This is a genomic window from Pseudomonas synxantha, from assembly GCF_900105675.1.
GTDB classification, from domain to species: Bacteria; Pseudomonadota; Gammaproteobacteria; order Pseudomonadales; family Pseudomonadaceae; genus Aquipseudomonas; species Aquipseudomonas synxantha.
On the sequence record NZ_LT629786.1, the window covers coordinates 5,385,043 to 5,404,794 of the forward strand.

Here is a 19,752-nt window from a genome sequence, read left to right on the forward strand (position 1 = left end):
AACCTATTAAGGGTAGCAGGACGCCAGCTTAGGGCGCCCGGCGAAAATGCTGGTAGCCGCGCACCGCCGGGGTGACGTCCTGGCCGTTGGCATCGAGCAGCGTCACGCCCTGCCCGGCTTCGACCCGACCGATCACATGCACTGGCCAGTTGTCCGCCTGCAACGGCAACAACTGAGACGCTGGCAAAGTGAACGCCAGCACGTAGTCATCGCCGCCGCTCAATGCCGCCACACGGGCCTGGTCTTCGCCGACAAATGCCAGCAAGGCCGTGGACAACGGCAACCTGTGACGTTCGACCACCAGGCGGACCGCCGAGGCCTTGGCGATATGCCCACAATCGGCCAGAAGCCCGTCGGAGATGTCCATCGCCGCAGTCGCCTTGCCCCGCAGCGCCAGCCCCAGGGCCAACTGCGGTTGCGGCGACCAGTAATGGGCCAGCAGCGGCTCGGTGATTGCCGCATCCGCCGTGCGCTGGCCCAATACCAGCGGCAAAGCGCCGGCGGCATTGCCAAGCTCACCGCCGACACATAGCAGGTCACCCGGCCGTGCACCGCTGCGCGTCAACGCCTGCCCGGCCGGCACACTGCCAAACACGGTCAGGGTCAGGCTCAACGGCCCGCGGGTGGTATCGCCGCCCACCAAGCCCACGCCGCAGCTTTGCGCCATGGCGTTCAAGCCTTGGGCATAGCGTTGCAGCCAGTCGATATCGACGCTCGGTGTGGTCAGGGCAAGGGTGAATGCGAGGGGGTTGGCGCCCATGGCAGCCAGGTCGCTCACTGCCACGGCCAGCGAGCGCTGGCCGAGCAGGAAGGGATCACACGGGTCGGCAAAATGCACACCGGCCACCAGCGTATCGGTAGAGACAGCCAACTGCTCCCCGGCGGGGAGCGCCAGCAAGGCGCAGTCGTCGCCGATCCCCAAGGCAATGCCTTCGCCGCCTTGCGCACAGGGCGCAGCGGCGAAGAACCTGCTGATCAGCTCGAACTCGCCCATTCGGGAACTCAAGCGCAGGTTAGCGCTTGTGCTCCTTCACTTCGGCTTCGCGCAAGCGCGGGGCCAGTTTGTCGAGCACGCCATTGACGAACTTGTGGCCGTCGGTCGAACCGTAGACTTTCGCCAGTTCGATGCCTTCGTTGATTACCACGCGGTACGGTACGTCAACGCGCTTGAGCAGCTCCCAGGTAGACAGGCGCAGTACCGCCAGCTCAACCGGGTCCAGCTCTTCGAGGGTCAGGTCCAGGCATGGCGACAGCGCAGCATCGATCTCGGCCTGGTTGGCCGGAACACCGTGCAGGATATCGTGGAAGTAGCTCTGGTCAGCAAAGGTGAAGTCGTTATCGACGCGAAATTGCGCTTCGATCTCGTTCAGCGAAGTGCCGGCCATGTGACGCTGGTACAGCGCCTGGGTGGCGAGCTGACGGGCCGCACGGCGCTTTTCACTTTTCGAGGGCTTGCCGGCATCGGCCGGACGCTCGTCGCGCGGGTTGAAACGATCGCTCTCGTCGGAAATCACTTGGCCTCCAACTGCGACAGCAGGCTGACCATTTCCAGCGCGGACAAGGCAGCTTCAGCGCCTTTGTTGCCGGCCTTGGTGCCGGAGCGCTCGATGGCTTGTTCGATGGAGTCAACGGTCAGCACGCCAAAGGCAACCGGCACGCCGAACTCCATGGACACCTGGGCCAGGCCCTTGGTGCATTCGCCAGCCACGTATTCGAAATGCGGGGTACCGCCACGAATGACCGCGCCCAGGGCGATGATCGCCGCGTACTCGCCCTGTTGAGCAACTTTTTGCGCAACCAGTGGAATTTCGAAGGCGCCAGGGGCACGGATAAGGGTGATGTCGCTCTCGCTCACACCGTGGCGAACCAGGGCGTCAACGGCACCGCTTACCAGGCTTTCAACCACGAAGCTGTTGAAGCGGCCAACCACCAGGGCATAGCGGCCTTTGGGGGCGATGAAGGTACCTTCGATGGTCTTCAGGGTCATTCGACAAATCTCTTAAAGAGCCGGGACGCGAAAAGTGCGTCCCTCAGTGATGATTTAACCGCGAACAAGGGGCAGAAATCGCCAGCCTTTATTCGGAGGGCACGTATTCTACAACTTCCAGGTCGAATCCGGATATCGCATTAAATTTCATCGGTGCGCTCATCAGGCGCATTTTGCGTACACCGAGGTCGCGCAGGATCTGCGAACCGGCACCGACGATGCTGTAGGTGGTCGGTTTTTTCACCGGCACGGCGTCAGCGGTTTCGCGGATATGCGCCAGCAAGACATCGCCGTCCAATGGGTGACCGAGCAACAACACCACACCGCTGCCCGCCTCGGAGACCGCAGCCATGGCGGCGCGCAGGCTCCAACGACCCGGTTGCTTGACCATCAGCAGGTCGCGCAGGGGGTCCATATTGTGCACCCGCACCAGGGTCGGTTCTTCGGCGCAAATATTGCCCAGGGTCAGGGCCATGTGTACGTCGCCTTCCACTGAATCACGGTAGGTCACCAAATTGAATTGGCCCAGTTCGCTGTCCAGCGGCTGCTCGGCAATCCGCTGAACGGTACGTTCGTGGATCATGCGGTAGTGAATCAGGTCGGCGATGGTGCCGATCTTGAGGTTGTGTTCGGCGGCAAAGGCTTCAAGCTCAGTACGACGGGCCATGGTGCCGTCGTCGTTCATCACTTCGCAGATCACCCCGCTCGGCTCGAAACCGGCCATGCGCGCCAGGTCGCAGGCGGCTTCGGTGTGGCCGGCGCGTGCCAGTGTGCCACCGGGCTGGGCCATCAGCGGGAAGATATGGCCCGGGCTGACGATGTCTTCGGCCTTGGCGTCTTTCGCGGCAGCGGCTTGCACGGTGCGGGCACGGTCAGCGGCGGAAATACCGGTGGTGACACCCGTGGTGGCTTCAATCGATACGGTGAACTTGGTGCCGAAACCCGAGCCATTGCGCGGCGCCATCAGTGGCAGCTTGAGCAATTCGCAGCGTTCGCGGCTCATGGGCATGCAGATCAGCCCGCGGGCGTGCTTGGCCATGAAGTTGATGTGCTCAGGCAGGCACGCCTCGGCGGCCATGATGATATCGCCTTCGTTCTCGCGGTCTTCGTCATCCATAAGGATGACCATCTTGCCTTGGCGGATGTCTTCAACCAGTTCTTCGATGCTATTGAGCGCCACGCGGCACCCCCTTGGTCAGGATTTCAGGTAGCCGTTAGCGGCCAGAAAACTTTCAGTGATGTTCCCGGATGCAGGCTCTGCGGCCTTTTCGCCCAGCAGCAGGCGCTCCAGGTAACGGGCAAGCAAGTCGACTTCGAGATTCACCCGGCGACCTGGCTGGTATGACGCCATGATGGTTTCGCTCAAGGTGTGGGGAATGATGGTCAGTTCAAATTCGGCGCCATTGACGGCGTTCACGGTCAGGCTGGTGCCGTCGACGGTGATCGAGCCTTTGTGGGCGATGTACTTGGCCAGCTCTTTGGGAGCGCGGATACGGAATTCCACGGCACGCGCATTTTCGCTGCGGGCCACCACTTCGCCGACACCGTCGACATGGCCGCTGACCAGGTGACCGCCCAGGCGCGTGGTAGGCGTCAGGGCTTTTTCCAGGTTGACCGGGCTGCCGGCCTTGAGGTCGTTCATCGCGGTGCAGTCCAGGGTTTCCCGGCTGACGTCGGCGGCAAAGCCGTTGCCCGGCAGGTCGACAACGGTCAGGCACACGCCGCTGACGGCAATGCTGTCGCCCAGCTTGACGTCGCCCAGGTCCAGCTTGCCGGTTTCAACCAGCAGGCGGACGTCGCCACCTTTGGGGGTCATTGCACGGATGCTGCCAATGGCTTCGATAATGCCGGTGAACATGTCGTTCTCCTGAAAACGAGGGCGGGCGCTCAAGCGCAGGCCGGGAATTATACGCTCGCTGCCGGGACGGGAATGGCAGTGACTCGCCAGTCGTCGCCTACAGCACGCATTTCAGTGATCTTGAGTCGAGGGGCGTCGGCCAGTTTTTCAAGCGGCCAATCCAGCAGCGGCCGGGCGGCGGAGCCGAGGAATTTGCCGGCGATGAAAATCACGTATTCATCCACCAGGCCCTGCTGGGCAAACGCACCCGCCAGGCTCGGACCGGCTTCCACCAGCACCTCGTTGACGCCACGTGCGGCCAACGCCACCAGAGCAGAACGCAGGTCAACCTGACCGTCCACGCCCGGCACCACCAGGCACTCGGGGCCACGGGGGTATTGGTTTTGCGCGGTGACGCAGGTGATGACCAGTGCCGGTCCTGCCTTGAAGAAGGGGGCGTTGAGCGGCACCCGCAGCCGGCCATCGATCAACACGCGCAACGGTGGGCGCGACATGGCCAGGGCCGTGGTGGCTTCATCCAGACCCAGCTCAGCGGCACGTACGGTCAAGCGGGCATCATCGGCCAGCACCGTGTCGGCACCGGTCAACACCACACTGGCCTCGGCACGCAGGCGCTGGACGGCGGCGCGGGCAGCGGGGCCGGTGATCCATTGGCTTTCGCCGCTGGCCATCGCGGTGCGGCCGTCCAGGCTCATGGCCAACTTGACCCGCACAAACGGCAGGCCGTGCTCCATGCGCTTGAGAAAGCCCGGGTTTAGCGCCCGCGCCTCAGCTTCCAATACGCCGCTGCGCACTTCGATACCGGCCTGGGCCAGGCGCTGCATACCGCGCCCGGCCACTTCCGGGTTGGGGTCCTGCATGCCTGCGACCACCCGCGCCACGCCAGCCGTCACCAGCGCATCGGCGCAGGGCGGCGTATGGCCATGGTGGCTGCACGGTTCAAGGGTGACGTACACCGTCGCGCCACGGGCCTTGTCACCGGCGGCGCGCAAGGCATTCGGCTCGGCGTGGGGCTCGCCGGTGCGCTCGTGCCAGCCTTCGCCGACAATCTGCCCGTCACGCACAATCACGCAGCCTACCCGCGGGTTGGGGTGAGTGGTGTACAGGCCCTTGCGCGCCAATTCGAGGGCGCGGGCCATGTAATGGGCGTCAAGGACCGCCTGTTCAGCGCTGGGTGGGTTCATTTCTTCACCGGCTCACGGGCCAGGCGGTCGATTTCTTCGCGGAACTCATTGAGGTCCTGGAAACGTCGATACACCGAGGCAAAACGAATATAGGCGACTTCGTCGAGCTTTTGCAGCTCGCCCATCACCAGCTCGCCGACGACCAGGCTCTTGACCTCGCGCTCGCCGGTCGCACGCAGCTTGTGCTTGATGTGCACCAGCGCCGCTTCCAGGCGCTCGACACTTACCGGGCGTTTTTCCAGGGCGCGCTGCATACCGGCGCGCAGTTTTTCTTCGTCGAAAGGCTGGCGGCTGCCGTCGGACTTGATCAGACGGGGCAATACCAGTTCGGCGGTTTCGAAGGTGGTGAAACGTTCACCACAGGCCAGGCATTCGCGCCGACGACGCACTTGATCGCCCTCGGCGACCAGACGCGAGTCAATGACCTTGGTGTCGTTGGCACCGCAGAAGGGACAGTGCATGGTTGGCAGGCAACAAAAAATGGGAGGGCCATGGTAGCGCATCCCCGTGGCAAGACAAGCCATAGCCTTTACGGTATATAGGCAGGCCTATATGTTTCATATTTTTAAGCCACGGATTTTGTCCTTTCTGGAGCCGTACATGCAGTTACGACCATTTGTTCTACTCACCCTGTTCAGTTTCCTGGTCGCCTGCAGCAGCGAAGCCCCCAAGCCGGCCGCGCCTCAACCGACACCGGCGCAAGAGAAAAAAGTCCCGGGCATTGAAGACCTCGGCCCCCTGCCCGCCTATCAACGGGAAATCAGCGGCAGCCTGACCAACGTGCCCGCCGGCGCCGAAGTCGAAATGGCACTGCTGGTGATCGATGACCGTTCGCGCCCGCAGCAACTGCTCGCCAGCAGCGTGCTGAGCGGCAATGGCAAGCCCTTGGCCTTCCGCCTGCGCTTCAACCCTGAAGCCTTCCCGGCCGGTGCGCGGGTTGAATTGCGTGGCCGCGCCAGCCAGTCCGGCCAGTTGATCCTGCACCTGCCTGCGGTGCGCGTCACCCAGGCGATCACCCAGACCACCGGCCCCCTGCAACTCGTCAAGGCGCCATGACGCCACCGCTGCACCTGCAAAGAGCCCTGAGCGAGTTGATCGGCGACGCGCAATTGGTGCCCTGCCCGCTCCCGGGCACTGACTTGTCGTTGTGGCTGCTCGACGCCGACAACATGGACCGTGCCTTCAGCCAGGAAGAAACCCGGCGCATCCTGCATGAGCCGCCCTACTGGAGCTTTTGCTGGGCCAGCGGCCTGGCATTGGCGCGTTACCTGACGGCGCACCCCGAGTGGGTCGTCGGCAAACGCGTGCTGGATTTCGGCGCCGGCTCCGGCGTGGCCGGGATTGCCGCCGTAAAAGCCGGCGCCCTCGAAGTGGTGGCCTGTGATCTCGACCCGCTGGCCCTGGCCTCTTGCCGCGCAAACGCCGAACTCAACGAAGTAGAGCTGGGCTATTCGGCGGACTTTTTCGCCGAAGCCGACCGCTTCGACCTGATCCTGGTAGCCGACGTGCTTTACGACCGCGCCAACCTGCCGCTGCTGGATCAATTCCTCAGCCGTGGCCGCGAAGCGCTGGTGGCGGATTCGCGGGTACGGGACTTCCGTCACCCGCATTATCAACGGCTGGAGATCCTGGACGCGCTGACCCTGCCTGACCTGGCCGAGCCTTGGGAGTTTCGCAAGGTGAGCCTGTACCATTCCCGGCGCCAGCCCTTATAGTTGCCCCATTCCCGCTTTATTCGAGACGCCCCATGAGTGAGCCTACGCCGTACATCTTCGACGTCACCACCGCCAACTTCGACCAGGCGGTGATTCAGAATTCTTTTGAAAAACCCGTGCTGGTGGACTTCTGGGCCGAGTGGTGTGCGCCGTGCAAGGCACTGATGCCGATGCTGGCGCAGATTGCCGAGAGTTATCAGGGCCAGTTGCTGCTGGCCAAGGTCGACTGCGAGGCCGAGCAGGACATCGTCGCGCGCTTTGGCATTCAAAGCCTGCCGACGGTGGTGCTGTTCAAGGATGGCCAGCCGGTGGACGGGTTTGCCGGTGCACAACCGGAGTCGGCAGTGCGGGCGATGCTGGAGCCCCATGTGCAGATGCCACCACCAGCTGCGGCGGATCCGCTGGAACAGGCCCAGGCGTTGTTCAGCGAAGGACGTATCAGCGAGGCCGAAGCGCTGCTGGTGGCGCTGTTGGGCGAGGACAATACCAACGCCGCGGCACTGATCCTGTACGCACGCTGCCTGGCCGAACGCGGTGAGTTGGGCGAAGCCCAGGCCGTGCTCGACGCGGTGAAGGGCGACGACCACAAGGCTGCCCTGGCCGGGGCCAAGGCGCAAATCACCTTCCTGCGCCAGGCTGCGGACTTGCCGGATGCTGCCGACCTGAAAAGCCGCCTGGCGCAAAACCCGCAGGACGATGAAGCGGCCTATCAGCTGGCGATCCAGCAACTGGCGCGCCAGCAATACGATGGGGCGCTGGAAGGCCTGCTCAAGCTGTTTATCCGCAACCGCAGCTACAGCGAAGGCTTGCCCCACAAGACCTTGCTGCAGGTGTTCGAACTGTTGGGCAATGATCACCCGCTGGTCACGGCGTACCGTCGCAAGTTGTTTGCTGCGCTGTACTAATCACCGATCCAACTGTACAGCGGCGTATCACCGCCGCTGCTCACCTTGACCTTGGCGCTGTGGCGCAGGCGGACCAGCAGGCGCTTGCCTGCCCCGGCATCGCCAGCCAACCCTTCCAGTTGATCGAGCAATTCCAGACCATTGAGTTGCCCGGCCTTGCGCAGCAGATCCTGGGCGTGCTGCCACAGATCCTCGTTCTGTTTGACTGGCGTCGGCGTTGGCGCACTTGGCGTTGGAGCGGCCTGTAACTGTGCGCCCAGCCGCGCCCAATCACCGTCATCCAGTTCCAGGGTCAAATCCACCGGCAGGTCGCCGACGGTTCCACGAATTCGCAACATCGTCCTTACTCCTGCATTTTTCTGATGGGCATGCTCCCATGCCGCTTGCGCAACGCCAAGCGGGCGGTCAAACTCTCAAACTTATTGTTATAAGATCACATAACATAACTTTCGTCTTGGAGCCGTCCCATGCGCCGTTTGCTGCTCGCTTTGCCGTTTGCCCTGCTGCCACTGGCCGCCGCACATGCTCACGAAGATCATGACCACGAGCATGGCAGTCTTGGCGCCCACGAACACGGCGTCGCTCGCCTCAACGCGGTTCTGGACGGCCAGGCCCTGGAGCTTGAGCTGGACAGCCCGGCCATGAACCTGGTGGGGTTCGAGCATGCGGCGACCAGCGCCGCCGACAAAGCCAAGGTCGCCGCAGCGCGCAAGCAGCTGGAGAACCCGCAGGCACTGTTCAACCTGCCCAAGGCCGCAGGCTGCAAGGTCAGCAGCCAGGAACTCAACAGCCCGCTGTTCGGTGACAAGCCCGAAGCCGAGCATGACGATGATGAGCACGCCACCGACGGCAAAGGCGCTGCCGCCCACGAGCACCATCACGACCACAGCGAGATCCACGCCCACTATCAGTTCACCTGCGCCACGCCGACAGCCCTGGGCAACCTCGACCTGAGCCAAGTGTTCAAGACCTTCCCTGCGACCACGAAAATTCAGGTACAACTGATCGGCCCAAGCGGTCAGCAAGGTGTTGACGCGACGGCCACCGCAGCCACCCTGAAGTTCTGAGTTCACATGACCCACCCATTGATCGAACTGTCCAACCTGGGCTTCAACTGGCCCGGTCACCCGCAGTTGCTGGACATTCCCGCGTTCCGCCTGGAGCCCGGGGAAACCCTGTTTCTCAAGGGCCCGAGCGGCAGTGGCAAGACCACGCTGCTGGGGCTCTTGGGTGGCGTGCAGAAACCCAGCCAGGGCAGCATCCGCCTGCTCGGCCAGGAATTGACCGAACTCTCGGCCGGCGCCCGTGATCGTTTCCGTGTGGACCACACCGGCTACATCTTCCAGCAATTCAACCTGCTGCCCTTCCTGTCGGTGCGTGAAAACGTCGAGCTGCCTTGCCACTTTTCCAAGCTGCGCGCACAGCGGGCCCGGCAGCGCCACGGCAGTGTCGACCAGGCGGCCGCGACCTTGCTTGCGCACCTGGGTTTGAAGGACAAGGATCTGCTTGAGCGGCGCGCCGACTCGCTGTCCATCGGCCAGCAACAACGGGTCGCCGCGGCCCGTGCGTTGATCGGCCAACCGGAGCTGGTGATCGCCGACGAACCCACCTCGGCCCTGGACTACGACGCCCGCGAAGCCTTCATCCAGTTGCTGTTCGCTGAATGCCGCGACGCTGGCGCCAGCCTGTTGTTTGTCAGCCACGATCAGAGCCTGGCGTCGCTGTTCGACCGCAACCTGTCGCTGGCCGAACTCAATCGCGCCGCCACGCCCGCAGAGGTTTGAGATGTATCTGTTTCGTCTAGCCATGGCCAGCCTGGCTAACCGCCGCTTTACCGCGATCCTCACCGCCTTCGCCATCGCGCTTTCCGTGTGCTTGTTGCTCGCCGTGGAGCGCGTGCGCGTCGAGGCACGCAACAGTTTCGCCAGCACCATCAGCGGCACCGACCTGATCGTCGGTGCACGTTCGGGCTCAGTGAACCTGCTGCTGTACTCGGTGTTCCGCATCGGAAACGCCACCAACAACATTCGTTGGGACAGCTACGAACACTTCGCCGCCAACCCCCAGGTGAAATGGGCGATTCCGATTTCCCTCGGCGACTCCCATCGCGGCTACCGGGTGATGGGCACCAACGAATCCTACTTCGAGCACTACCAGTACGGGCGCAAGCAAAACCTCGAACTGGCCAGCGGCCGCGCTTTCGCCACCGACCCGTTCGAAGTGGTGCTCGGCGCCGAAGTCGCCGACGCCTTGCATTACAAGCTCGGTGACAAGCTGGTGCTGGCCCACGGCGTGGCGGTGGTCAGCCTGGTCAAGCACGACGACAAACCCTTCACCGTGGTCGGCATCCTCAAGCGCACCGGCACTCCGGTGGATCGCACGCTGCATATCAGCCTGGGCGGCATGGAAGCGATCCATATCGACTGGCACAACGGCGTGCCGGCCCAGGGCAAAGGCCGCGTCAGCGCCGACCAGGCGCGCAATATGGACCTGACTCCACAAGCCATCACCGCGTTCATGCTCGGCCTGAACAACAAGATTTCCACCTTCGCCCTGCAAAGGGAGATCAATGAGTTCCGTGGCGAGCCGATGCTGGCGATCCTGCCGGGCGTGGCCCTGCAAGAGCTGTGGAGCATGATGGGCACCGCCGAGAAAGCCTTGTTCGTGATCTCGCTGTTCGTGGTGCTGACCGGTTTGATCGGCATGCTCACGGCTATTCTCACCAGCCTCAACGAACGCCGCCGCGAGATGGCGATCCTGCGTTCGGTGGGCGCGCGCCCGTGGCATATCGCAACCCTGTTGATCTTCGAAGCCTTCGCCCTGGCATTGGCCGGCGTGGTGGCAGGCGTAGGGTTGCTGTACCTGTGCATCGCCGCGTCACGGGGTTACTTGCAGGCCAACTACGGGTTGGACCTGCCGATGTCCTGGCCGAGCGAATATGAATGGACCCTGCTGGCGGGTATCCTCGCGGCAGCGCTGTTGATGGGCAGCGTGCCCGCGTGGCGTGCCTATCGACAATCTTTGGCCGATGGCCTGTCCATTCGTTTATGAGGAAGGCTTCGATGCGTCGTGCCCTGTTTGCCCTGTTGCTGCTGGTGAGCGTGCCCGTGTGGGCGGATGAGCAGCCCAGGGACTTGTCCTGGCAGGAGATGATCCCGCCGGACGCACCGCCGGAAATCCCCAATATGAAACCGCTGCACGACCTGTCGAACATGGCCGACGCCTTGTCCGTGGAAGCTGCGCCCGCGGCCAAGCAGGACCTGCCCAATGCCCCGGTGGTACAAGGTCTCGACGGCCAACATATCCGCCTGCCGGGGTATATCGTGCCGCTGGAGGTCAGTGAGGAAGGTCGTACCACCGAGTTCCTGCTGGTGCCGTATTTCGGCGCATGCATTCATGTGCCGCCACCGCCGTCGAACCAGATCGTGCATGTCAAAAGCGAAGTCGGCGTGAAGCTCGATGAGCTGTATCAGCCGTACTGGATCGAAGGCGCGATGCAGGTCAAGCCGTCGTCAAGCGAGCTGGCCGACGCCGGTTACCAGATGGATGCCGAGAAGATTTACATGTATGAGCTGCAGGAGTAGCGCTGATCACCCTTTCATTGAGCTGAGTCAAAAGACCAGTCGGAACGATCTTTACCATTGGACGTACAACTTCTAAACGTCCTCTGGAGCTCCCATGAACAAGTCTCTGCTCGGCGCGTCCCTCTTCGCGCTCGCCCTCGTCGCACCGGTCGCACACGCTCACCAAGCGGGCGATATCCTGGTGCGTGCCGGTGCAATCACCGTGAACCCGGACGCCGACAGCGGCAAAGTCAAGGTTGACCAGGGCCCACTGGCCGGCACCAACCTGGGCGGCAAGGCGACCATGAGCAGCGACACCCAGTTGGGCTTGAACTTCGCCTACATGATCACCGACCACGTGGGTATCGAACTGCTGGCCGCCACGCCGTTCGAGCATGACGTGAAACTCAAGAACACCGCCCTGGGCGCCGCCAACGGCAAGCTCGGCTCGCTCAAACACCTGCCGCCGACCCTGAGCGTCGTGTACTACCCGCTGGACAACAAGTCGGCGTTCCAGCCCTACGTGGGTGCCGGTATCAACTACACCTGGATCTACGACGAACACGTTGGCGGTCGTGCCGAACAAGCCGGTTTCAGCAACTTCAAGGCCGAAAACTCCTGGGGCTGGGCCGCACAGATCGGCGCCGACTACATGATCAACGACAAATGGATGATCAACGCCCAGGCGCGCTACATCGACATCAGCACCAAGGCGACTGTGGATAACAATGCGCTGGGCCAGGGCACTCGCGCCAAGGTCAATGTGGACGTGGACCCAATGGTTTACATGGTGGGTATCGGCTACAAGTTCTAAGCGATATTTCACGAACACCACACAACCAATGTGGGAGGGGGCTTGCTCCCGATAGCGGTGGATCAGTCCATGAATCTGTTGACTGACACTCTGCTATCGGGGGCAAGCCCCCTCCCACATTTTGGTTTTGTGTGGTGTCAGCTATGGCGATAGAAGCGGTCCAGCAACGCCGGCAACCCTGCCCGCCACGCCCTGGGCTTGATGCCGAAGGTGTGGAGGATCTTCTTGCATGCCAACACCGCGTGCTGCGGTTCTTCTGCGGCATCCGGCCGCGCCGCGTGGGCCTGGGCGGTGGGGGATTCAATGGCCAGCGCGTGGAAGTTGCGCGCCTCGGTCAGGATCGCCTGGCCCAGGGCCAATGGCGTGGTCGCTTCATGCCCGGCATAGTGGTAGGTGCCCCACAACGGCGCCGCGCAATCGAGTTGCTTGAGCACCGAGATGATCACCCGTGCGGCATCGTCCACCGGCGTCGGGTTGCCGCGACGGTCGTCCGCCATCAGTAACTCATCGGGTTTCTCGGCCCGGGCCAGGAAACGCCCGAGAGTGCCGTCAACGCTGTCATCCAGCAACCAGCCAAAGCGCAACAGCACATGCTGTGGGCAAGTGGCGCGCACGCTTTGTTCGATACGCCACAACGCCTGGCCGCGCAGGCCCAGGGGCACCGGCTCGTCTTTTTCGCTGTAGGCGGTGGCGCGAGAGCCATCGAACACACGATAGCTGGACGGTTGCAGCAGGGTGATGCTGTGGTGCTGACACAGTTCGGCCAGGCGCTCGATGGCGAATTCCTGGCCGGCCAGGCGGGTTTCGCTTACGGCTTCGGCCTGGAACCAGTCGAAATAGTAGGCGAGGTTGATCAACGCATCGGGACGGGTGTCGTCGAGCAATTGGGTGAGGCTTGCGGCATCCCAGCCGTCTTGGGGCGGTTTGGGTGCGAGGAAACCGATGTCTTCCTCTGCACCGAGGCGAATCAGCGCCTGCCCGAGGGCATTCCCGCCGCCCAGTAACATAAGGCGCATTCGCATAGATTGAGCAGGCCCGGTCTGTTTGGAACGATGGTTATTATCGACAGGCATGTGCGCCTTGCCGTAGGTAGTTGCCAGAATCGTTGCATTTTGCGGGTTTGTAGCGCAACCGTCACGGATAAAGTGCGGGGTTGCAACTTGGCCCCGCCGGTTGCATATAGGGTGAATGAACCTTCCCGAATCAACGGACAAGGGTTTGCACGGCTTTCACCCCGCCGTCAGCACTTGGTTCCGTAGTACCTTTCCTTCGGTGACCAACGCCCAGGCCCAGGCGTGGCCGTTGATCCGCCAGCGCCGCTCGACACTGGTCGCCGCGCCCACCGGTTCCGGCAAAACGCTGACGGCCTTCCTGGCGGTGCTGGACGACCTGGTGCACCAAGGCCTGGCCAACGGCGGCGAACTGCCGGACCAAACCCTGGTGGTGTATGTGTCGCCGCTCAAGGCGCTATCCAACGATATCCAGATCAACCTGCAAAACCCGCTGGCCGGCATTACCGAACATCTGGAGAAGCTGGGGCTGCCGCCGCTGGTAATCCGCACCGCTGTGCGCACCGGCGACACCCCGCAAAAAGACCGCGCCCAGATGCGCAAACGCGCACCGCATATCCTGGTAACCACTCCGGAATCGCTCTACGTGCTGCTCGGCTCGGATTCCGGCCGGCACATGCTCGCCAGCACACGTACGGTGATCGTCGATGAGATCCACGCCATCGCCGCCGGCAAGCGCGGCAGCCACTTGGCCTTGAGCCTGGAGCGCCTGCAAGGGCTGTGTGCCGAGCCATTGACCCGGATCGGCTTGTCGGCCACGCAAAAACCCATCGAAGCCGTCGCACGCTTTTTAGTCGGCACCGAACGTGATTGCGCCATCGTCGATATCGGCCACGCCCGTCCCCGCGACCTGGCGATCGAAGTACCGCCGGTGCCCCTCTCGGCGGTGATGGCCAACGATGTGTGGGCGCTGGTCTACGATCGCCTCGCGCAATTGGCCCGCGAACACCGCACCACCCTGGTATTCGTCAACACCCGGCGCCTGGCCGAACGCCTGGCCCGGCATTTGAGCGAGCGCCTGGGCAAGACCGCCGTGGCCGCTCACCATGGCAGCCTGGCCAAGGAGATGCGCCTGGACGCCGAACAGCGCCTCAAGGCCGGCGAACTGCAAGTGTTGATCGCCACGGCGTCCCTGGAGCTAGGGATTGATATTGGTGAAGTGGACCTGGTCTGCCAGATCGGCTCGCCGGGTTCGATCAACGGTTTTCTGCAACGGGTTGGCCGTTCCGGGCACCAGGTCGGCGGCACGCCCAAGGGGCGCCTGTTTGCCACCACCCGCGACGACCTGATTGAGTGCGCCGCGCTGCTCGACTGCGTGCGACGTGGCGAGCTGGATACCTTGCATATTCCCGTGGCACCGCTCGATGTACTGGCCCAGCAGATCATCGCCGAGGTCAGCGCCCAGGAATGGCCGGAACAGGCGCTGCTGGCGCTTATCCACCGCGCCGCGCCCTACGCCGAACTGGATGAACGCCACTACCAGGCCCTTTTGCAGATGCTCAGCGAGGGCTACAACGGCCGCCAGGGCATGCGCAGCGCCTACCTGCACCGCGACGCCGTGACCCACACCCTGCGCGGGCGCCGTGGCGCCAGGCTCACGGCGGTAACCAGCGGCGGCACGATCCCCGACAATGCCGACTACAGCGTGTTGCTGGAGCCGCAAAGCCTGAATATCGGCAGCGTCAACGAAGACTTTGCGGTGGAAAGCATCGCCGGGGATATCTTCCAGCTCGGCAATACCTCCTATCGAATCCTGCGGGTCGAAGCCGGCAAGGTGCGGGTCGAGGATGCCCAGGGCCAACCTCCGACCATTCCGTTCTGGCTGGGTGAAGCCCCTGGACGCAGCAACGAGTTATCGGTGGCCGTGGCCCGCTTGCAAGGGCAGTTGGACAGCTTGCTCGGCGCCACGCCCGGCGACCTGCAACCGGCCCTCGACTGGCTTACCGGCACCCTGGGCCTCAATGCCGCCAGCGCCGACCAACTGTTGGACTACCTCGCTCGGTCGCGCCAGGCCCTGAGCGCCCTGCCGTCCCAAGACACATTGATCATGGAACGGTTCTTCGATGCATCCGGCGGCACCCAACTGATCATCCACACGCCGTTTGGCAGCCGCATCAACCGCGCCTGGGGCCTGGCCTTGCGCAAGCGCTTTTGCCGTACCTTCAATTTCGAGCTGCAAGCGGCGGCCAGTGAAAATGCCATCGTGCTGTCGTTGTCCACCAGTCACAGCTTCGCGCTGGATGAGGTGTGGCGTTATCTCAACAGCAACAGTGCCGAGCACATCCTGATCCAGGCCGTGCTGGATGCGCCACTGTTCGGCGTGCGCTGGCGCTGGAATGCCGGCGTGGCCCTGGCGCTGCCGCGTTATACCGGCGGGCGCAAGGTGGCGCCGCAAATCCAGCGGATGAAGAGCGAAGACCTGATCGCCAGCGTGTTTCCCGACCAGATCGCCTGCCTGGAAAACCTTGCCGGCGAACGCGAAATTCCCAACCACCCGTTGGTAGAGCAAACCCTCGACGACTGCCTGCACGAAGCCATGGACAGCGACGCCTGGCTGGCGCTGCTGCGGCGCATGGAGCGCGGCGACGTGCGGTTGATCAGCCGCGACCTGCCCGCGCCCTCGCCCATGGCCGCAGAAATCCTCAGTGCCAAACCCTATACCTTCCTCGACGACGCGCCCCTGGAGGAGCGCCGCACCCAGGCCGTGCTCAACCGCCGCTGGAGCGACCCGCAGAGCACTGACGACCTGGGCGCCTTGGATGCCGACGCCATCGCTGGTGTACGCGATGAAGCCTGGCCGGCGCCCAATGGCCTGGATGAAATGCATGAGGCGCTGATGAGCCTGGCCTGCATCGCAGCGAGCGAAGTTACGCCGCAATGGGCCCAATGGTTGCAGGCATTGCGCAAGGCCGGGCGGGCCTATCAGTTGTCTAACGGAATGTGGGTCGCCGTGGAGCGCTTGAGTTGTTTGCAGGTGCTGTATCCCAACGATCTGCCGTTGCTGCCGGGGTTCGATGAGCCCTGGTCCTTCGATGAAGCGCTGGTGGAAGTGCTGCGTGCGCGCCTGAGTGGTTTTGGCCCGCTGACCCTGGCCGAGATCGCAGCGCCCCTGGCCTTACCGGTGGTGTCGATTACCCAGGCCCTGGCACGCCTGGAACAGGAAGGCTACGTGCTGCGCGGCCACTTCAGCCCCGGCGTGGGTGAAGAACAATGGTGCGAACGTCATTTGCTGGCGCGCATTCATCGCTACACGGTCAAGCGCCTGCGCCGGGAAATCGAGCCGGTGGCATTGCAGGATTTCATGCGCTTTCTGTTCGATTGGCAGCACCTGTCCGACAGCACCCGCGGCCAGGGCAGCGCGGTGTTGCCGCAGATTGTCGGCCAATTCGAAGGCTATGCCGCCGCCACGTCGGCCTGGGACACAGACTTGCTCAGCGCCCGCATCAAGGATTACTCATCGACCTGGCTCGATGACCTGTGCCGCAGCGGCAAACTGGTCTGGACGCGCCTGAGCAACAGGGCCGGCGCCATGGCGTTGCGCAGCACCCCGGTGGTTTTGCTCCCCCGTAGCCAGGTAGCGTTGTGGAGCGGGCTGACCGAGCCTACCGACAGCACCACCTTGTCGCCCAAGGCGCAGAAGGTCTACCTGGCCCTGCGCGAGCATGGCGCGCTGTTTTTCGATGAACTGGTGCACGAGGCCCATTTGCTGCGCAGCGAGCTGGAGACAGCCTTGCAGGAACTGGTAGGCGCCGGCCTGGTGAATGCTGACAGCTTCGCCGGCCTGCGCGCCTTGACCACCCCCGCCAGCAAACGCCAGGCGCGCAGCAGTCGACGTGGGCGCGGGGCGTTTGTCGGCGGTATGGACGATGCCGGGCGTTGGGCCCTGGTTCGCCGCTCGGCGACCGCCGCCGGCGCGCATTCGGCCGAGACCCTGGAGCATGTGGCAATGACCCTGCTGCGCCGTTATGGTGTGGTGTTCTGGCGGCTGCTGGAGCGTGAGGCGGACTGGTTGCCAAGTTGGCGCGAGCTGCTGCGCACTTTCCATCGGTTGGAGGCGCGGGGCGAAATTCGTGGCGGGCGGTTTGTCAGTGGGTTGGCGGGGGAACAGTTTGCATTGCCGGAGGCGATACCGTTGCTGCGCGAGGTGAGGCGGCGGCCCCATGATGGGAGTTTGATTGCGGTGTGTGGGGCCGATCCGTTGAATCTTGTCGGCACGCTGCTGCCGGGAGCCAAGGTGCCAGCGGTAAGCGGTAATCGGGTCGTTTATCGTGATGGGGTGCCGGCGGCGGTGATGGTCGCCGGCAAGCAGCAGGTGTTGCTGGAGGTGGAGCAGCAGGCGGTGCAGGAGAAGTTGATCAGGCGCTGACCTTCAGGGCCTCATCGGGGGCAAGCCCCCTCCCACACTTGAAATGTGTTCACAAATCTAAATGTGGGGGGCTTGCTCCCGATGGGGCTAGAACAGCCACCCTCATCATTGAGACCTGGGCTGCTCGGTCAGCACCAGCGCGTCCGGCTCTTCCACCTGCGCCACACGCTTAGGCAACAACACCTGCTGTGGATAAGTCTGCGCAAAGTGCACCTCATCACAGTTATCCACCAGTTTTTTCAACCGCTGGTTAAACGCCCGACTGACCGCATATTGCCCACCCGACACCGTACGGAACTGTGCGGTAAGCACCACGCCATTGAGGTCCATCTTGTCCACGCCAAATACTTCCAGCGGCCCTTGCAGGTTGTACTTGAGGAACACGTCGTCGCGAATCGACTGGCCCGCTTCGCGGATCAGCTCCACGGCCTTGTCCACATCGGTGTCGTAGGTGAATTGCACCGAGAAGAAGGCATAGGCGAACTGCCGTGACTGGTTGGTAACCGCCTTGATCTGGCCGAACGGCACCGAATGCACAAAACCCTTGCCGTCGCGCAGGCGCAGGGTGCGGATGGTCAGGCCTTCGACGGTGCCGGCGTGGCCGGAGTCGAGCACTACCCAGTCGCCGATGGACAGGGTGTCTTCGATGATGATGAACAGGCCGGTAATCACGTCCTGCACCAACTGCTGGGAGCCGAAACCGATGGCCAGGCCCACCACCCCGGCACCCGCCAGCAACGGCGCGACGTTGATGCCCAGGTTAGCCATGGTGGTGATCGCGCAAATCACCACCAGGATAATCTTCACCGCATTGCGCAGCAGCGGCAGGATGGTTTTCACCCGGGTGCTGGGCTGGCGGCTGGAGCGTTTATTCACCGGCGGCTTGAGGGCTTCCTGGATCGCCGTATCGAGTACCACCCAGAACAGCCAGGTCACCAACAGGATCAGGCCGATGCTGCTGAGGGAATCGCTGATGGCCCGGCCCACTGAGTTGCGCTGGGCGAATTCGAATAGCGATACGCCCCAGATACGCCCGAGGATTTCGATAAAGGCAATGGCCATGACGATACGCAGGATCGCGTGCAGCAAACTGAGGAAGCGTTCCTTGTAGGCGCTGCTGCGTTGGATCGACACTTGGCTGCGGGACTTGAACAGGTGTTGCAGCACGGTGCTGAGAAACACTGTGCCGATCAGCAGCAGCGTGGTGAGCAGTGCGCAACGCAGGGCCTTTTGGTTGTCGTCGCCGGCGCCAATCAGGTTGACCGCCGACACCAGCACCATCAACAGGATCGGCCAGTACCAAAGCCCGGAAAACACCCGCAGCGATTGCTGCAAGGCCGGATGTTTGAGGCGTTGGGCCAACGGCCGGTTACGGATCAAATGGGCCACCGGACGGCGCAGACGCACCACCAGCACACCAAAAATTACTGCGGCAAACAGGCCGGTAAATACCGCAATACTGCTGGTGATATTGCCGCCCAGTTGACGAGCGATCTGCGGGCTGGTCAACGCGTCGCTGAGGGCGGCAAGGAAGCCGATCAGGAACAGCGGCTTGGGGCAGTAGTCACGAATAATCTGCACGGCGGGCCGTTTGTGCCCGACGTTAAACATCACAATGACGCACAGCAGCATCGAGGTCGAAAAGATGCCGCTGCTGGTGGCATAGGCAAAACACAGCGCCAGCGCACGGCCCACCGAAGCGGCCAAGAAGTGGCTCACATAGAGGGTCAGCGGCAGGCAGATCAACGCTGGAATCGTGTAGGGCACTATGTAGCCGAGCAAGCCTTGCAAGCGCTGGCGCCTTGCGACGAACGAGCGGCGGCTGGAGCGCTGCACGACCCAGTGCCCCAGTAACGTCAACACGGCAAAGGCACCGATCCACACTCCGGACAACAGCAGAAAATCGCCGGCCACACTCCACGGCGAGCGCGCGGCGGTCTGGTCGACCAGGCGCCCCACTTCATCCGCCGCCCGGTCGGCACGCAGGCGCCAGGCGTCGACGAGGTTCTGGTTGAGGTCGAGCTTGTCCTGCACGTCATCAATACTGGAACTGATGGCCCCGAGCAGCCCGCCCTCCACCAACAGCTCCGGCTTGGCCGGCGTTTCGGCGGCAGGCGCAGTGGCCGCGGCTTGCAGTGCACCGTTGCCGCACAGCAACAGCGCGGCGAGCAGTAATGCAGTCTTTAGATTCAGCAAAACAACGGGCTCCTTCAGCAGGGTGTGTAAGGAACTGACGGGTTTGGCCTTGGATCGTTCCCTGCGCTTTTTGGGCATGTGATTTAAAACGGTG

Annotated in this window: 19 protein-coding genes; 9 read left to right on the forward strand and 10 right to left on the reverse strand. The window is 63.1% G+C overall.

Going from position 1 to position 19,752, the window contains the following annotated elements; all coding sequences use genetic code 11:
• Positions 1–28: 28 nt before the first annotated feature.
• From thiL to nrdR, 7 genes are all read right to left on the reverse strand, one after another.
• Positions 29–994 (reverse strand): thiamine-phosphate kinase, encoded by a 966-nt coding sequence (gene thiL, locus BLU48_RS24905; RefSeq protein WP_057025374.1) that lies wholly within the window; start codon positions 992–994, stop codon positions 29–31.
• A gap of 19 nt (positions 995–1,013) precedes the next feature.
• Positions 1,014–1,514 carry a transcription antitermination factor NusB gene (nusB, locus tag BLU48_RS24910; RefSeq protein WP_046069738.1) on the reverse strand — a complete coding sequence of 167 codons (501 nt, stop codon included), beginning with the start codon at positions 1,512–1,514 and terminating at the stop codon, positions 1,014–1,016.
• On the reverse strand, positions 1,511–1,987 hold the full coding sequence (gene ribH / locus BLU48_RS24915; protein ID WP_003194576.1) for a 6,7-dimethyl-8-ribityllumazine synthase: 477 nt from the start codon (positions 1,985–1,987) through the stop codon (positions 1,511–1,513). Before ribH ends, nusB begins: the two co-directional genes overlap by 4 nt.
• An 88-nt stretch (positions 1,988–2,075) precedes the next feature.
• On the reverse strand, positions 2,076–3,167 hold the full coding sequence (gene ribBA / locus BLU48_RS24920; RefSeq protein ID WP_046069739.1) for a bifunctional 3,4-dihydroxy-2-butanone-4-phosphate synthase/GTP cyclohydrolase II: 1,092 nt from the start codon (positions 3,165–3,167) through the stop codon (positions 2,076–2,078).
• 15 nt (positions 3,168–3,182) lie between these two features.
• A complete protein-coding gene (locus tag BLU48_RS24925; RefSeq protein ID WP_057025373.1) occupies positions 3,183–3,845 on the reverse strand; it encodes a riboflavin synthase in 663 nt (220 codons plus the stop codon).
• Positions 3,846–3,892: 47 nt separating this feature from the next.
• The gene (gene ribD, locus BLU48_RS24930; protein ID WP_057025372.1) at positions 3,893–5,029 is read right to left on the reverse strand and encodes a bifunctional diaminohydroxyphosphoribosylaminopyrimidine deaminase/5-amino-6-(5-phosphoribosylamino)uracil reductase RibD; all 1,137 of its coding nucleotides are present in this window, start codon (positions 5,027–5,029) and stop codon (positions 3,893–3,895) included.
• Positions 5,026–5,490: a transcriptional regulator NrdR gene (gene nrdR, locus BLU48_RS24935; protein ID WP_026082968.1), complete on the reverse strand. Its 465-nt coding sequence runs from the start codon at positions 5,488–5,490 to the stop codon at positions 5,026–5,028. Before nrdR ends, ribD begins: the two co-directional genes overlap by 4 nt.
• A 139-nt stretch (positions 5,491–5,629) precedes the next feature.
• Here nrdR and BLU48_RS24940 point away from each other — a divergent pair, with 139 nt between their 5' ends.
• The 3 genes from BLU48_RS24940 to trxA are packed head-to-tail and all read left to right on the forward strand — an operon-like array spanning position 5,630 to position 7,649.
• Positions 5,630–6,085, forward strand: a complete 456-nt coding sequence (locus tag BLU48_RS24940) for a YbaY family lipoprotein (protein ID WP_057025371.1) — start codon at positions 5,630–5,632, stop codon at positions 6,083–6,085.
• A complete protein-coding gene (locus BLU48_RS24945) occupies positions 6,082–6,744 on the forward strand; it encodes a class I SAM-dependent methyltransferase (RefSeq protein ID WP_057025370.1) in 663 nt (220 codons plus the stop codon). The genes BLU48_RS24940 and BLU48_RS24945 overlap by 4 nt, the downstream gene beginning before the upstream one ends.
• A gap of 32 nt (positions 6,745–6,776) precedes the next feature.
• A complete protein-coding gene (trxA, locus tag BLU48_RS24950; RefSeq protein WP_057025369.1) occupies positions 6,777–7,649 on the forward strand; it encodes a thioredoxin in 873 nt (290 codons plus the stop codon).
• Here the strand turns inward: trxA and BLU48_RS24955 are convergent.
• Complete coding sequence (locus BLU48_RS24955) at positions 7,646–7,987, reverse strand: hypothetical protein (RefSeq protein ID WP_057025368.1); 342 nt, start codon at positions 7,985–7,987, stop codon at positions 7,646–7,648. The two genes, trxA and BLU48_RS24955, sit on opposite strands and share 4 nt — an antisense overlap.
• 129 nt (positions 7,988–8,116) lie before the next feature.
• Between BLU48_RS24955 and BLU48_RS24960 the strand changes: the two genes are divergently transcribed.
• The 5 genes from BLU48_RS24960 to BLU48_RS24980 all read left to right on the forward strand — a co-directional run bounded on the left by BLU48_RS24960 (position 8,117) and on the right by BLU48_RS24980 (position 12,026).
• Positions 8,117–8,716: a DUF2796 domain-containing protein gene (locus BLU48_RS24960; protein WP_057025367.1), complete on the forward strand. Its 600-nt coding sequence runs from the start codon at positions 8,117–8,119 to the stop codon at positions 8,714–8,716.
• A gap of 6 nt (positions 8,717–8,722) precedes the next feature.
• Positions 8,723–9,433, forward strand: coding sequence for an ABC transporter ATP-binding protein (locus BLU48_RS24965; RefSeq protein ID WP_057014535.1), 711 nt, complete (start codon positions 8,723–8,725; stop codon positions 9,431–9,433).
• A 1-nt stretch (position 9,434) separates the two neighbouring features.
• Positions 9,435–10,700, forward strand: coding sequence for an ABC transporter permease (locus tag BLU48_RS24970; protein WP_057025366.1), 1,266 nt, complete (start codon positions 9,435–9,437; stop codon positions 10,698–10,700).
• 11 nt (positions 10,701–10,711) lie between these two features.
• Entirely contained in the window at positions 10,712–11,233 is a 522-nt protein-coding gene (locus BLU48_RS24975) for a DUF3299 domain-containing protein (RefSeq protein ID WP_057025365.1), read from the forward strand.
• Positions 11,234–11,327: 94 nt separating this feature from the next.
• The gene (locus tag BLU48_RS24980; RefSeq protein ID WP_046069749.1) at positions 11,328–12,026 is read left to right on the forward strand and encodes an OmpW/AlkL family protein; all 699 of its coding nucleotides are present in this window, start codon (positions 11,328–11,330) and stop codon (positions 12,024–12,026) included.
• A gap of 137 nt (positions 12,027–12,163) precedes the next feature.
• Here the strand turns inward: BLU48_RS24980 and BLU48_RS24985 are convergent, their stop codons facing one another.
• Positions 12,164–13,048: a sugar nucleotide-binding protein gene (locus BLU48_RS24985; RefSeq protein ID WP_046069750.1), complete on the reverse strand. Its 885-nt coding sequence runs from the start codon at positions 13,046–13,048 to the stop codon at positions 12,164–12,166.
• A gap of 166 nt (positions 13,049–13,214) precedes the next feature.
• On the opposite strand from BLU48_RS24985, the gene BLU48_RS24990 reads away from it, so the two are divergent.
• Positions 13,215–17,462 (forward strand): DEAD/DEAH box helicase, encoded by a 4,248-nt coding sequence (locus tag BLU48_RS24990; protein WP_057025364.1) that lies wholly within the window; start codon positions 13,215–13,217, stop codon positions 17,460–17,462.
• A 105-nt stretch (positions 17,463–17,567) separates the two neighbouring features.
• Here the strand turns inward: BLU48_RS24990 and BLU48_RS24995 are convergent, their stop codons facing one another.
• Positions 17,568–19,658, reverse strand: a complete 2,091-nt coding sequence (locus BLU48_RS24995; protein ID WP_057025363.1) for a mechanosensitive ion channel family protein — start codon at positions 19,656–19,658, stop codon at positions 17,568–17,570.
• Between the last annotated feature and the right edge of the window lie 94 nt (positions 19,659–19,752).

Excerpts from the sequence above, each read along its gene's own strand:
- thiL (WP_057025374.1), bottom strand. The coding sequence starts at position 994 with ATGGGCGAGTTCGAGCTGATCAGCAGGTTCTTCGCCGCTGCGCCCTGT.
- ribH (WP_003194576.1), bottom strand. The coding sequence starts at position 1,987 with ATGACCCTGAAGACCATCGAAGGTACCTTCATCGCCCCCAAAGGCCGC.
- BLU48_RS24925 (WP_057025373.1), bottom strand. The coding sequence starts at position 3,845 with ATGTTCACCGGCATTATCGAAGCCATTGGCAGCATCCGTGCAATGACC.
- ribD (WP_057025372.1), bottom strand. The coding sequence starts at position 5,029 with ATGAACCCACCCAGCGCTGAACAGGCGGTCCTTGACGCCCATTACATG.
- nrdR (WP_026082968.1), bottom strand. The coding sequence starts at position 5,490 with ATGCACTGTCCCTTCTGCGGTGCCAACGACACCAAGGTCATTGACTCG.
- BLU48_RS24940 (WP_057025371.1), top strand. The coding sequence starts at position 5,630 with ATGCAGTTACGACCATTTGTTCTACTCACCCTGTTCAGTTTCCTGGTC.
- BLU48_RS24945 (WP_057025370.1), top strand. The coding sequence starts at position 6,082 with ATGACGCCACCGCTGCACCTGCAAAGAGCCCTGAGCGAGTTGATCGGC.
- trxA (WP_057025369.1), top strand. The coding sequence starts at position 6,777 with ATGAGTGAGCCTACGCCGTACATCTTCGACGTCACCACCGCCAACTTC.
- BLU48_RS24955 (WP_057025368.1), bottom strand. The coding sequence starts at position 7,987 with ATGTTGCGAATTCGTGGAACCGTCGGCGACCTGCCGGTGGATTTGACC.
- BLU48_RS24960 (WP_057025367.1), top strand. The coding sequence starts at position 8,117 with ATGCGCCGTTTGCTGCTCGCTTTGCCGTTTGCCCTGCTGCCACTGGCC.
- BLU48_RS24965 (WP_057014535.1), top strand. The coding sequence starts at position 8,723 with ATGACCCACCCATTGATCGAACTGTCCAACCTGGGCTTCAACTGGCCC.
- BLU48_RS24970 (WP_057025366.1), top strand. The coding sequence starts at position 9,435 with ATGTATCTGTTTCGTCTAGCCATGGCCAGCCTGGCTAACCGCCGCTTT.
- BLU48_RS24975 (WP_057025365.1), top strand. The coding sequence starts at position 10,712 with ATGCGTCGTGCCCTGTTTGCCCTGTTGCTGCTGGTGAGCGTGCCCGTG.
- BLU48_RS24980 (WP_046069749.1), top strand. The coding sequence starts at position 11,328 with ATGAACAAGTCTCTGCTCGGCGCGTCCCTCTTCGCGCTCGCCCTCGTC.
- BLU48_RS24985 (WP_046069750.1), bottom strand. The coding sequence starts at position 13,048 with ATGCGAATGCGCCTTATGTTACTGGGCGGCGGGAATGCCCTCGGGCAG.
- BLU48_RS24990 (WP_057025364.1), top strand. The coding sequence starts at position 13,215 with ATGAACCTTCCCGAATCAACGGACAAGGGTTTGCACGGCTTTCACCCC.